This is a genomic window from Acinetobacter sp. ANC 3929, from assembly GCF_000369405.1.
Classification (GTDB): Bacteria; Pseudomonadota; Gammaproteobacteria; order Pseudomonadales; family Moraxellaceae; genus Acinetobacter.
Genome location: NZ_KB849998.1, coordinates 312,548 through 325,758, shown reverse-complemented (window position 1 = coordinate 325,758; position 13,211 = coordinate 312,548). Strand labels below are relative to the sequence as shown.

Sequence of the window (13,211 nt, the reverse complement as noted above, 5' to 3'; positions counted from 1 at the left end):
ATGAAAGATCAAATATGGATAAGGAAAATCATTTTGATCGCGATATGTATTTCCATATCGGCTTGTCTACAAGTGTTTGCAGATCATTTTATTTATTGGAGACCCAGTCTACTGACTGAGTTTTGGCGTTTATGGACCGCGCATTGGGTACATGTGGGGTGGATTCATTTCTTGTTGAATATGTTGGCATTTGCATGTTTACCATTTATTTTTCCTCATGTCCGAAATTGGCATCTCTGGGCTTTGTTATTAGTCCTTCCTCCATTCATTAGTTTAATCTTTTATTTTTATTTGCCTTATATTGATGCTTATGCAGGCCTTTCAGGCGTTTTGCATGGTTTATATACCGCAGTTGGATTGGTGTATTTGAAATATAAGAACGAACGAAAATTTGCAATCTTGGTGTTGGCACTGATTGCTGCAAAACTTATTTGGGAAAACTCTTTTGGTCAAACAGGAACGGCTCAGTTGATTGGTAGTCCTGTACTGACCGAAGCACATTTGATTGGCGCAATTGGTGGTGTGTTGTGTGGTTTAAGCTATTTATTGATAAAAAGGAAAACAGAGAACATATAAATTGATAAAAATAACCAACAAAAAAGTGATTGCAGTCATTCTTTTTTGAAAAAGTTTGCTGCAAATTTAATCGGTTAAAAAGGGATTGGTTAAGAAGAGGGTAAATTCATTTATCTATCAACCATGGACATCGCATGATTCAACATCTTTGGATGGATGTTGATAACAATAAACTGGAATAGACATGCAAAATGATCAAGAGAATAAATCCGGATTAGCCCGGTTAGGCTATATCTGGAATGATTGGATATCAACATTCATCATTCTTGCTTTGTTGCTAATGACTTTGCTTATTGGTACAGGCGAGATGATTCACGGTCAGATGCTTCGTATGGGGGAGCGTCTGTACGGTGATCAAACAACAGGGATGCAGTACTCATTTTTACGTGCGGAACCTGAAAAACCATCTTGTGATCGACATCCTAACATTGATGCACAAGTTCAAGAGCAGATGAAAGCCAATGCTGCCGATGAATTTGCCAGTATGTTTGGTGCGGCTTCTGAATCTGATGTGCGTGCATCGTTACTTGCAGCACAGCAACAGTGTGAAGAAAAATATCAATTCTATGATAAAGCAATGAAGCATTTGGAAGCTCATCCAAGCATTCGTACCTATCGTAAAGTTGAAACAACCTTCTTTGGCATCTTTAAACTGGGGTCTGAAAACCAAACTGTTATTTTATTAATCATGGTGTTGTTTGCTTCAATTACAGCATCTTTGCGTTACCATCACATCGGTTTACGTGCGCCAAAAACCAAAATTGACTTCCGTGTCTATTCGGCGTTGATGGTTGCAGGTAATGCCTTGCTCAGCTATTCAGTTGTCAGCCAATATCACTCAGTATTGAATTCTGGGGTAGAGGTTGCTGGTAAAACAACTGTCTTATATTGGTTGTGGATTGCACTATTTGTATCACTGACCATTATTAGTATTTTCCAATTTATCTTTATTCCGAAGACCGCTCAGCCGAAGGGGAACTTTGGTTTAGCTTTACTTAGTGTGCCATTGTACGCGTTCATGTCTTTAGTGACAGGAATTGTATTTACCTTCTTCATGGATTATCCAATGGGGCAAGGGATTTACTTAGGTATCTTGGTTGAGTTCTCTGGGATTTTCTTAAATCTTGCATTGTTTATTTGGGCAGGTATGTTGCTTACTCAAACACGTGTGATGGATTTATTCTTAAACATCCTACGTCCATGGAACTTGGCGCCTGAAACCTTAACGTGGTTAATCTTGATTGCAGCAGCGATTCCAACAGCATATACAGGTGCTTCCGGTATTTTCGTTATTGCAGCGGGTGCAATCATCTATAAAGAAGTCTGGAATTCTGGTGCTCGCCGCCAATATGCCTTAGCTGTATCTGCCATGTCGGGTTCTTTGGGTGTGGTCATTCGCCCATGTCTATTGGTGATCTTGATCTCGATGCTGGACAGCCGTCATGTAACATCGACTGAGTTATTTGATCATGGTATCTATGTATTCTGGCTAACAGCATTCATTTTCCTTGGTGTGTCTTTAATTCTTGCTGAAGAAAAATTCCGTGTGAACTCGCCTAAAGTTGCAGTTCCAGGAATGTTACGTGCATGTGTACCGGTGATTCCTTATGTGATCATTGGTTTTGCTGTGGTGATGTTCTATAAGCTTGCTTTAGATACCTCAATCAATGAATTCACTGCGCCAATGATTTTACCGTTGGTATTGATTGCAATGATCTTGTTTGACAAGTTATTTGCAGCAAAACTTGCACCTGCACCAGTTGTTGATGCTAAGCATGAAGCACTGGTTCGTGAGCATGAAAAGAAATCAGAATTCTTGAAGTCACATGATCCACATGGTGGCAAGACGCTTGGTTTTGGTGGAGCGCTACGTTTTGCAACATCAGAAACGGTTGGACACATTGGTGCATTAATCCTGCTTATGGCATTGTCTGCAAGCGTTGGTGGTTTAATCGAGCGTGCCGAAGTGGTTGAGTTATTGCCAACGCACTTAGGTAATATCTATATTTCACTTGCCTTTATTGCGCTGTTACTTGCCATTATTGGTATGACAACCGATCCATTTGGCGCGGTGATTTTAGTTGCTGCAACGGTTGCACCTGTGGCTTACGAGAATGGTATCCATCCAATCCATTTCTGGATGATTGTACTGGTTGCCTTCGAATTTGGTTATGTGACACCGCCTGTTGCCTTGAACCACTTACTGACGCGACTCTCCGTCGGGGATGAGGAAGTCTCGGCGGCTGATAGGGAAGCGAAAGAGAAATACACCAGTTTCTACTTCCGTTATGAGCGTTGGTTATTGCCGATTATCGTGTTGTTCTCATCTTTGGTGTTGGTGACCTACGCACCATATATCTTCCAAATGTTTGGCTGGTATAAACACTAAATGTTGAAAATAAAAAAGCACCTTCGGGTGCTTTTTTATTCTATGCAGGATTGGTTATTGAGTGAATTTCTTTTCTCTCCGTGTTAATGGACTACATAACACAATGGCCAAGAGGATAATGCCGAAACCAACGATACTGGAAAGATCGGGGATTTCATTCCAAAGCAAATAGCCCCAAATTCCAGCGAAGATAATCGCAACATAATTGACGGGTGCAATTTGCCCTGCAGGTGCAAGACGATAAGCATGAGACATAAAAATCTGGCTGACATTGGCCAGTACGCCAGCTGCAATTAGAAAAAACAATTCATGTAAATGGTAAGGCCGCCAGACCCAAAACATCGGAATCACAGACAGCAATGAACCAATAAAACAGAAATAAAATACGATGCGTTCAGGTGGTTCAGTTTGCGTTAGAGCGCGAACTGTGACAAAGGCCATTGATGCTAATAAACTTGAACTGATGCCTACAATTGAAATCCAATTCAGTAAACCTTGATCAGGTTTTGCCACACAGAATACGCCAATAAAACCCAAGCCCGCGGCAAACAGCATCGCCGTAGTGACTTTTTCTTTGAGGAACAGCCACGCGATTAAAGGAATAAAAATCGGAGAGGAATAGGTAAACACCATGGCATTAGAGAGCTTTAAATGGGCAATGGCATAGAAAAATCCATACATGGCTGCGAGTCCAACAATACTGCGCCATGTATGCATCCAGAGTTTTTCTGTTTTTACAAAGCTTGTTCCTTGCTTCAAAATAAAAGGGAGGAACAGGATCAGCCCGACCACATTACGGAAAAATACAATAGTGTAGTTATCCACGGTATGTGAGGCGTAACGAATACAGATTCCCATCACTGAAAAAAGCAGGGCGGAAAGGGTGAGACAACCAATCGCGAGGATAAGGTTGCGATTGGCGTGAGGCGTGTCCATAGTGATGATTGTATTGGGTGAGTATGCCTATTTTATGCTTCTATACAGGGGAAAGGAATGCAAATTCACCTGAATACCTCAAACAGGGATTCAAGCATATGTTTCAGAAAACTGTTTGAGATAGTCGCTCGGTGTCATGCTGGTTTCACGCTTAAACATGGCACTAAATGCGCTCGGGCTGTCATAACCTAGGTCTAGTGCGACATTTAACACGGGTTTGTTCATGCCCAAGTCGATCATGGCTTGCATGAGTTTGGCTTGACGGACCCAATGGGAAAAATGGAGTCCTGTTTCTTTTTGAAAATGACGTGCCAGCGTTTTACTACTCATATGTAGTTGCTCTGCTGTGTCTTCTAGGTTCCACTCCTGCGCTAAATTATCTTTAATCCTTTGGCATAGCTGCTGAAGTTTTGGATTTTGAGGATCAGGTAGATTGAAGGCGAGTGTGGGCAATAACCGAACTTCATCTAGAATCAGTTGCAGTAACCGTTCATTACGGCTGTTCGTCTGAATACTCGTCCGTATCTGCATGGCACTGCTCATCAATTCTCTTAATAAGGCGGGAATTGCAACAACGCGACATTGATCTAGCGTATTGGTTTGAAGTGAAACTTCGATAAAAACGCCTCGGGCTTTGACGTCGCCACTACTGAGTAGGGCATGTGGTTTTTGCGCTGGAATCCAGACGCCACGCCCAGGTGGAGTAATCCAGATCCCTTCATGGGTCTGAACACGGATCACACCCGATAGCGTATGAATTAATTGGATTCGATCATGGCTATGCCAATCTTCAATATGTCCATGTGGGTAGTTTTCAGAAAACGCATACACTGGATAATCTAAGAATCCATGTTCAAAGTTCTTGCCCATCTCAAGTCTCTCAAACCTATTGTCTTTTTCTCGATAGAAGTCGTCTTATTATCGAGAAATGATGATTCGATTATTTTTTAGCATGATTGATACCGCAATGTATAGGTCTAGTTCATGTTTCAGAAAGCTTACTTTTATCCATTATTCGCCATTTTATTTTGGGCGGGAAATGTAGTGGTCTCCAAAATGGCCAGTCATGCTATTTCTCCTGTGGCGATTACTTTTTATCGTCTGGTGCTGGCGCTTACTGTGATGAGTACTTTTGTGCTGATTCCTGTCTGGAAAAATCGGAAGACTATTCAGCAATATTGGAAGCAATTGGCGTTGGGAGGTTTTCTTTCGGTGTCTTTATTTCAGTTTTTGTCTTATCAAGCGGCATCGACCACCACCGCAACCAATATGGCGATTGTAACTGCATTGATTCCGTTACTGACCATGATTTTGAGTAGTTTAATGCTGAAAGATCGTATCAGTTATGGCATGTTGTTTGGTGGGGCACTCTCTTTTTATGGCATCTTGTACCTACTGAGTCATGGTTCAATTATTAATATTTGGCAGCAAGGCGTTCATCTCGGTGATGGTTTGATGTTGATTGCAGCAGCAGGCTATGCTTTATATGGTGTGTTGCTGAAACGCTGGAAAATGCCGATTCCTGCTTGGCAATCTAACTTCGTACAATCCAGTTTTGCCATTATGTATGTATTGCCATTTTTTATATTTTTGCCTGCCAACGACATACAGTTGAACCAACAGACCATTCCCCTGATTGTATATGCCAGTATTTTTTCTTCGGTGTTGTTGTCTTATTTGTGGATTGAAGGGGTAAGACATTTAGGACCGAATCGTAACAGTATTTTTATGAATCTATTGCCTTTATTTACGGCATTGATTGCCATGGCCTTATTGGGAGAGCATTTGCAGATGTTTCATTACATTGGTGGGGGATTAACCTTAATGGGTATCTTGATTGCCCAAACCATTCAGAAACCCATCCAGTTGAAGCAAGACGCGAAGCAAATTTTAGATTAACCAGATTGCGAACAAAAAAGCTTTAACCGAGGTTAAAGCTTTTTCTTTTTTAAGATTTACTCTGTGCAGCGATTTGGGCTTCCAAGAGTTTAATTTGATCTTCTTTCAACTTGAGTAATGTATCAACATCGCTATTCTGCTGTTTCAAATCATGTTGCTGGTCTTGCAGTTGTTGATGAATGTCATCCAACTTTGCGATTTCTTCTTTCGCTAAAGCATCATTGGCAGGAATTGGATCCTTAATGATTGATGCTTCAACCAATTGGATGGGTTCTGCAACAGCACTTGTTGCTGCGGTTTCTTCAGTGGCTGTGGTTGTTGGTTCTGCGGGTGTTGCAACGGTTTTTGTGGCAACAGGCTGAGTTGTGGTAGTACTTGTTTGCTGGTCTTTTTGTGCTAAAAACCATTGGACAGCAAGGAATAGCACCACTACAACACTCATTCCAGCAATTATCATCCATAATAATTTGGAATTTTCAGTTTGGTATGTGGACATCATTTTTAACCTTCTAGTCAAAATGACGAGGTTTGAATTGTATCACCCCAATTTCATCTGGCTCAGCGGGTTGTTGCTCTTCCACGTGGGTCGGGCGTTTTTCGCTATAAGCACATTCGATACATTCAATCCACTCGTCATCCACAGTGATGATCTTAACGACACGATCTAAGGCGCCACATTTAGGGCATTTTGCGCCCGCGATGAACTGTCTTTTCATGTCAGTTAATTACACCCTGTGAATAATAATGACATAGTTTAAGCGGTTTTATCTGTGTTCGTCCAACCTTGATGACGTAATAACGCATCTATTTTCGGCTCTCTTTTTCGGAAATTGCGAAACGCATCAAGTGCTGTATCTTTTCCGCCAACTGCTAGAATAAACTTTCTAAACTCTTTTCCAGTGTCAGTATTAAAAATACCTTCATTTTCGAAACGGTCAAAAGCATCACTCGCTAAAACTTCCGCCCATTTATACGAGTAGTAGCCGGCCGCATAACCGCCTGCAAAAATATGACTAAAACTGTGCTGGAAACGGTTATAAGCAACAGCAGGCACAACCGCAAATTTACTGCGAATATCATCTAAAGTCGCTTGGATTTGCTGGCTGTTTAATGCTGGTGCTTGGCGGTGAATTGTCAGGTCAAATAAAGCAAACTCAATTTGACGTAAAGTTTGCATACCAGACTGGAAGAAACGTGCATTCAACAGCGCGGATAGCAATTCTTGTGGCAACGTTTGTTTGGTTTCGGTGTGCTCGCTGAGTACATCTAAACTTTCATTATCCCATGCCCAGAATTCCATAAACTGGCTTGGTAATTCAACAGCATCCCAAGCCACGCCGTGTGTACCTGCCACCGAGATGTTATCTACTTCGGTCAACATATGATGTAAGCCGTGTCCAAACTCATGGAATAAGGTAATCACTTCATCGTGGGTAAGCAGGGCAGGTTGATCGCCAATTGGTGGGGTAAAGTTACACACCATATAGCAAATTGGTTTTTGCAGGCCATTGGCTGTTTGGACACGAGAACGGAAACCGCTCATCCATGCACCACCACGTTTGCCATTGCGTGCGTATAAGTCGAAGTAGAAACCACCCACCACTTGACCTTGATCTTCAATTTCAAAGTAACGGACATCATTCTGCCACACAGGGGCTTGGCGTTCGACAATCTGAATACCATAAAGACGTTGTACGATCTGAAATAAACCTTGAACCACCTTCGGTGCAGGGAAATATGGTTTAAGTGCTTCTTGCGAAAGGTTGAACTGTTGTTGTTTCAACTTTTCAGAATAATAGGTTGCATCCCAAGGTTTGAGTTCCTCGATACCATCTTGTTGTGCAATGGTTTTGAGCTCTGCAATTTCAGCCAGTGCTGGCGTACGCGCATGTTCTGCCAAATCGACTAAGAATTGATTTACTGTTTCAACATCTGGTGCCATTTTGCTGGCAAGTGAGTATTCTGCATAATTGTTGAAACCTAGCAACTGAGCCATTTCCTGACGCAAGCTGAGGATTTCTTCCATCACTGGGGTATTATCAAATTCTGTTTGGTCAGATTGTTCTGATGCGCGGGTAACGTAAGCCTTATACAGCTCTTCTCTCAACTCACGATCTTCAGCATAGGTCAAAATGGCAAAATAAGCAGGGAAGTCGAGTGTGGCAACAGCTTGCTCAAGCTCGCGTTGTTGTCCGTATTGTTTTAACAGTTCAACACTGCTTTGTGGCAGGCCTTTGAGTTGCGCTTCCGTTAGAGGTTTAAAATAGGCTTGTGTTGCATCTAATACATGGTTTGAGAAATCTGAAGACAGTTGAGATAAACGTGCTGAGATTTCTGCATAACGCTTTTTAGCTTCACCTTCGAGTGCAACACCTGACAATTTGAAATCACGTAGAGCCAGTTTAATCGCACTTTGTTGTGCTTCGCTCAGTGTTTGAAATACAGCACTATCATGAATCTGTTGATAGGTTTGATACAGTGCCGTGTGTTGCCCAAGCTGCGTATAGTATTCACTTAAACTTGGTAGCAGTGCCTGATACACCTCACGGGTTTCGGCATTGTTCATCACAGCATTGAGATGTGACAAAATCCCCCATGCTTCACTCATATTATTTTCAAGTTGATCAACTTCGGTCAATGTTGCTAGTTGGGCTTCAGTGCCTTGAGGAACCTCATTGAGTTGATTGAGAAAGTTTTGGCCGTTTTGAATGGTCTGTTCAATTTGTTGTTTTAAGTCGGCAAGTTGAATTTGATCAAATTGAGGAACGGGAAGTGTCGCTTGCTGGAGTGTCATTGTATTTTTGCCATATTCATCTTTAAACATAGTTATAGATGTAGGGCTTCGGAGGGGAGAAATCAAGGTTGATTGATTATTTATTCGTTGGGTTTTGCGTTGCGACCTGAATTTCATCAATCGACATTACATATGTACCGAATGAGCTATGACGGGTAGACAGCTTTAATTTGAGTTGATGGTTTTTATACGCTTGATATTCAGTCGATGTCATTCTAAAGATCGGTATGTCGGAATAAGCTGTTTTAAAAAAATAAATATTCTCATGTCTCGTGTGCTTTTTTTCGGCAATTGCTGATGCCTCTATTATTTCCGAATTTCCAGTGATATACGTCCAAATCATTGGAAGCGTACCAGCCAAGTTGAGCCAGAGTACGGGAATAATGAATAAAGGGAAAATAAATAAAGCATAATGTTTAGGTTGTTTTTGTACTTTCTGCCATTGTCTAGGAATTACCCATTCCTGTTTCTTTTTCAAGTATAGAAAATAAATGAGGAGTAAGGCATAGAGAAAACATGCAATGATTAAGGCGACAATTTCTACTGTAAAGCTAGGTGAAAAATCACTCCAAAATACAGAAATAGCAGCACCGATTGCGAGAAAGAAGAAGAGAATAGAAAAGTAATGGTGGTAATAATATTTTGTGATGCGGTAGTGAGTCATTCGGATTTTATTTATATTTAGAAATATTCTATCTATTCATTATATAACAAAAAATAAGAGAGCCGAAGCTCTCTTATTTTGTAAAAATTACTCAGCCTTTGCTTTCGCGTTAGACTTTTTCTTTTTCACTTTTTTCTTGGCCTTGTCTTTGCTTTCAGGCTTAGCCGAAGCTTTTTTTGCAGGCTTCTTGGTATAAGAACTTGGTTTGTTCTTATCCTTTTTCTTGCGTACAGGCTTCTCACCATCTTCACTGACTTTGGATTGAGTAGTAGAGGGCTGTTTGCCAAATACTTCTTCAGTTGTTGAAGCACGTTTCGAGCTAGAAGGATTCGCAGTACGCGGTGCTTTCTGACGAATGACTCGGCCTAAATGGGTGAGTTGTTGAACCAACTGGAAGTCAATTTTACGCTCTTCCAAATTCACACCCGCAACTTGAATCTTCACTTCATCACCGAGACTAAAGGATTGTCCACGGTTTTGACCGACCAAGCTTTGACTTGCTTGATCATAAATGAAGAAGTCATCACCCAATTGGCTGACATGGATCATACCATCGACATATAAATCTTTGAGTGTGACAAACAGACCAAATTCGGTGACAGCGCTAATGATCCCGACAAACTCATCACCGATATGCTGTTGCATATAATGGCATTTCAACCACATGGTAACGCTACGTGATGCTTCATCGGCACGACGCTCTGTTTTAGAGAAATGTTCACCAGCATCATCTAAAGCTGCGCCTGACAGTGGATAGGCCTTCTTGTCTAAATACGCTTTGATGGCACGGTGTAATAATAAATCAGGGTAACGACGAATCGGCGAGGTAAAGTGGGTATAGGCTTCATATGCCAAGCCATAATGACCTAAATTTTTCGCGCCATAGTAAGCCTGCATCATTGAACGTAACAACACCGCATGAATACTTGGTGCATCTAAACGATCTTTGGTCGCTTCAATGACGGCTTGATAATCTGCTTGAGTTGGCTGTTCAGGGAATGGCAAACCAAGCAATTTCACAAAGTCACGCACTTTCTGAATACGTGAAAACTCTGGTGCTTCATGCACACGATATAACATCGGAATATCATGCTCTAACGCATATTCTGCCGCAGCAACGTTGGCCAGCAGCATACATTCTTCAATGAGTTTATGCGCATCATTACGACTACGTGGCAAGATTTCTTTAATCCCACCTAATTCGTCAAAGGTCATATAGGTTTCAATGGTTTCAAATTCCATTGCATGACGTTCAGCACGTAGACCTTTTAGTGTTTGATAAAGCTGGAAGAGTGTATTGAGTGACTTATGAATGCTCTTATCTTCAGGAATCGCATTGGTTACTCCCTCAAAATATTGTCCCACTTGGGTATAGGTCAGACGAGCTTTAGAGTGCATCACCGCAGGGTAGAACTCATAACCTGTGACTTTACCAGTACGAGACAGTTTTAAATCACAGACCATACACAGACGATCAACATGTGGATTTAAAGAACATAAGCCATTTGATAACGCTTCTGGCAGCATGGGCAATACAAAGTGCGGGAAATAAACCGATGTACCACGTTCTTCTGCTTCTTCATTTAATGGAGAGTCTAAACGCACATAATGGCTGACATCAGCAATTGCGACGACAACTCGATAACCACCACCTGCACGTTTTTCTGCAAATACGGCATCGTCAAAGTCACGTGCATCTTCACCATCAATGGTGACCAGCGGTAAATCACGTAGATCAACACGTCCTTTTAGATCTTTTGCCGATGGCTCCTTGAAGCTTTCAGCTTCTTTCACCACGGCATCTGGGAATTCGTAAGGTAGACCAAATTCTAGAATTGTTTGTGGAATGATAATTTCTGTGTCTGCTTTATCCGCCATCGATTGCACGATATGACCTGTCGCCAGCTCTTCGCGTGTTGGATAGTCATCAATTGCGACACGAAGCATGTCCCCAACTTTAGCATTGGCATGCTCAATCAATTCTTTTTCTAAGGTAATGGGTTGGTGCTGGTTTGGATTACTTGGTTGAATAAAGTATTCGCCTTCATGCTCAGACAATTTACCAATAATCTGTTTGACGCGATGTTGTACCACTTCGGTAATAAAGCCCCAAGGCTTACCTTTACGGTCAACCGAAGTCTGACGCACTTTAACGCGGTCGCCATTAAAAACTAGGCGCAGTTCACGTTCTGGTAAAAGGATATCATCCTGACCTGCAATATTGGCAGTACCCAATCCCTTACTATTGATATAGACCGTTGCTTCATGGCTTGGCAAATCAGTTGCAGGCTGGTATTTAAAACCATCCTTCATAAGTTGCCCATCACGCACCATGGCACTTAAACGGTGATTCAATGCATCAATACTTTTTTGATCTGGGATATTAAAGTGGTCAACCAGCTCCGCATGAGACTGTGCAGTTTTTAATTGTTCTAGTGTAGTTAGAATAAGAGTTCGGCTAGGAATAGGATTATCGTAACGTTGCGCTTCTGCTTTTGCTTCGGGATCAACCCAATTTGTAGTCATATCGTTTCATTTCACATCTGGCAGATCGGTTTAGCATAAGTCATTCAAACTTTAACTGCACGTCAAAGATTGCAAGATTCTGTTTATTGCCCAATCTGAATAAAGGAGAGAACACTATATTAACAAGCGTTGAGGCAAAAAATGCTGAAAAAATACAAGAATTGGTTAAAAAACATTTGATTGGTTTAAAAAAGGAGAAAAAAATAGGAACATCCCTTGTGTAATGTGGTTTTAGTTTGTATTATTGCGCTCGTGTTACGGTGAGATGGGTGAGTGGCTGAAACCACATCCCTGCTAAGGATGCGTACGGGTAACTGTACCGAGGGTTCGAATCCCTCTCTCACCGCCACTTTACTTAAAGCGCTCATAGCTCAGCTGGATAGAGCACTTGGCTACGAACTAAGGGGTCGGGAGTTCGAATCTCTCTGAGCGCACCAAGTAAAGATTTAAAGTAACACACGCCTAAATAGGCAGATAAGTAATGCGCTCATAGCTCAGCTGGATAGAGCACTTGGCTACGAACTAAGGGGTCGGGAGTTCGAATCTCTCTGAGCGCACCAACTTAATAGAAGAAACCGCTTAATTGCGGTTTTTTTGTGCCTAAGTTTTTTGATTGAATATGAACTATATGATAAATATAAAAAAAGCCGCTGAAATCAGCGGCTTTTTAGTTGGTCTATTTAGAAATGGTTGACTGAGCTGAATAGATGGTCGGTCAAATTGTTTAAAGCTGATGGAAGAGAAATAAGATCGGTTAACGAACCACCATTTGGATTCGGTTCACCCACTGCGATGCCTGAAGTGACTGTGCCAGTCAACGCATCTAAAATTCCATCCAAGCTTCCGTGAGCACTGTAATCTCCATTGCCAACGCTTACACTGATTAGATTATTGATACTTTCTAATGAGCCATCGCTGAATAGGGTACTGACATGATCTTGTAAGGCATCTACAGCAATGTTACCACTGCTAATGACGGTTTGAATCGGTTGAGCAATTCCTGCGATAACGTCTCCGCTATTTGCACCATTATTAATGGTTCCAAGAATATCTGTAATCACACTTAGACCACCTTCACCACCGATACCGCCAGTGATTCCACTGATAATGCCAGTGATTGAGCCTAAAGGACCACCTTCGCCACCACCGATACCGCCAGTGATACCACTAAGGATGTCAGAGATTGAGCCTAAAGGACCACCTTCACCGCCACCAATACCACCTGTGATACCGCCGATAATGCCAGTGATTCCACCAAGAGGACCACCTTCACCACCACCGATTCCACCAGTAATGCCACCAAGGATGTCAGAGATTGAGCCTAAAGGACCACCTTCACCGCCGCCGATTCCGCCCGTGATGCCACCGATGATGCCAGTGATTGCACCAAGAGGACCACCTTCACCACCGCCAATACCACCAGTAAT

10 protein-coding genes, 3 tRNA genes and 1 pseudogene are annotated in these 13,211 nt (G+C 41.9%); 6 read left to right on the top strand and 8 right to left on the bottom strand.

All coding sequences use genetic code 11. The features are described 5' to 3' along the window. A complete protein-coding gene (rrtA, locus tag F909_RS14780; protein WP_005147089.1) occupies positions 1-576 on the top strand; it encodes a rhombosortase in 576 nt (191 codons plus the stop codon). 184 nt (positions 577-760) lie between these two features. Next, positions 761-2,965 (top strand): TRAP transporter large permease subunit, encoded by a 2,205-nt coding sequence (locus tag F909_RS14785; protein ID WP_005147084.1) that lies wholly within the window; start codon positions 761-763, stop codon positions 2,963-2,965. Between the two features lie 54 nt (positions 2,966-3,019). On the opposite strand, the gene F909_RS14790 is transcribed toward F909_RS14785, so the two are convergent. Together F909_RS14790 and F909_RS14795 are read right to left on the bottom strand one after the other, a co-directional pair. Then, positions 3,020-3,901, bottom strand: coding sequence for a DMT family transporter (locus tag F909_RS14790; protein ID WP_005147073.1), 882 nt, complete (start codon positions 3,899-3,901; stop codon positions 3,020-3,022). A gap of 90 nt (positions 3,902-3,991) precedes the next feature. Beyond that, the gene (locus tag F909_RS14795) at positions 3,992-4,771 is read right to left on the bottom strand and encodes an AraC family transcriptional regulator (protein ID WP_005147072.1); all 780 of its coding nucleotides are present in this window, start codon (positions 4,769-4,771) and stop codon (positions 3,992-3,994) included. 114 nt (positions 4,772-4,885) lie between these two features. On the opposite strand from F909_RS14795, the gene F909_RS14800 reads away from it, so the two are divergent. Then, positions 4,886-5,800 carry a DMT family transporter gene (locus F909_RS14800; protein WP_005147070.1) on the top strand — a complete coding sequence of 305 codons (915 nt, stop codon included), beginning with the start codon at positions 4,886-4,888 and terminating at the stop codon, positions 5,798-5,800. 49 nt (positions 5,801-5,849) lie between these two features. On the opposite strand, the gene F909_RS14805 is transcribed toward F909_RS14800, so the two are convergent. From F909_RS14805 to rnr, 5 genes are all read right to left on the bottom strand, one after another. Continuing rightward, the gene (locus F909_RS14805; RefSeq protein ID WP_005147069.1) at positions 5,850-6,299 is read right to left on the bottom strand and encodes a hypothetical protein; all 450 of its coding nucleotides are present in this window, start codon (positions 6,297-6,299) and stop codon (positions 5,850-5,852) included. Between the two features lie 10 nt (positions 6,300-6,309). Beyond that, on the bottom strand, positions 6,310-6,516 hold the full coding sequence (locus F909_RS14810; protein ID WP_004660391.1) for a YheV family putative metal-binding protein: 207 nt from the start codon (positions 6,514-6,516) through the stop codon (positions 6,310-6,312). A gap of 38 nt (positions 6,517-6,554) precedes the next feature. Further along, positions 6,555-8,594 carry a M3 family metallopeptidase gene (locus F909_RS14815; RefSeq protein ID WP_032877770.1) on the bottom strand — a complete coding sequence of 680 codons (2,040 nt, stop codon included), beginning with the start codon at positions 8,592-8,594 and terminating at the stop codon, positions 6,555-6,557. A gap of 76 nt (positions 8,595-8,670) precedes the next feature. Further along, positions 8,671-9,258, bottom strand: coding sequence for a hypothetical protein (locus tag F909_RS14820; RefSeq protein WP_005147066.1), 588 nt, complete (start codon positions 9,256-9,258; stop codon positions 8,671-8,673). An 87-nt stretch (positions 9,259-9,345) separates the two neighbouring features. Continuing rightward, positions 9,346-11,784: a ribonuclease R gene (rnr, locus tag F909_RS14825; RefSeq protein WP_005147064.1), complete on the bottom strand. Its 2,439-nt coding sequence runs from the start codon at positions 11,782-11,784 to the stop codon at positions 9,346-9,348. Positions 11,785-12,043: 259 nt separating this feature from the next. Here rnr and F909_RS14830 point away from each other — a divergent pair. The 3 genes from F909_RS14830 to F909_RS14840 all read left to right on the top strand — a co-directional run bounded on the left by F909_RS14830 (position 12,044) and on the right by F909_RS14840 (position 12,344). Further along, positions 12,044-12,133, top strand: a tRNA-Ser gene (locus F909_RS14830). An 11-nt stretch (positions 12,134-12,144) separates the two neighbouring features. Further along, positions 12,145-12,221, top strand: a tRNA-Arg gene (locus tag F909_RS14835). A gap of 46 nt (positions 12,222-12,267) precedes the next feature. After that, positions 12,268-12,344 (top strand) — tRNA-Arg (locus tag F909_RS14840). 120 nt (positions 12,345-12,464) lie between these two features. On the opposite strand, the pseudogene F909_RS14845 reads toward F909_RS14840, so the two are convergent. Beyond that, positions 12,465-13,211 (bottom strand): annotated as a pseudogene (locus F909_RS14845) (agmatine deiminase); the annotation flags it as partial.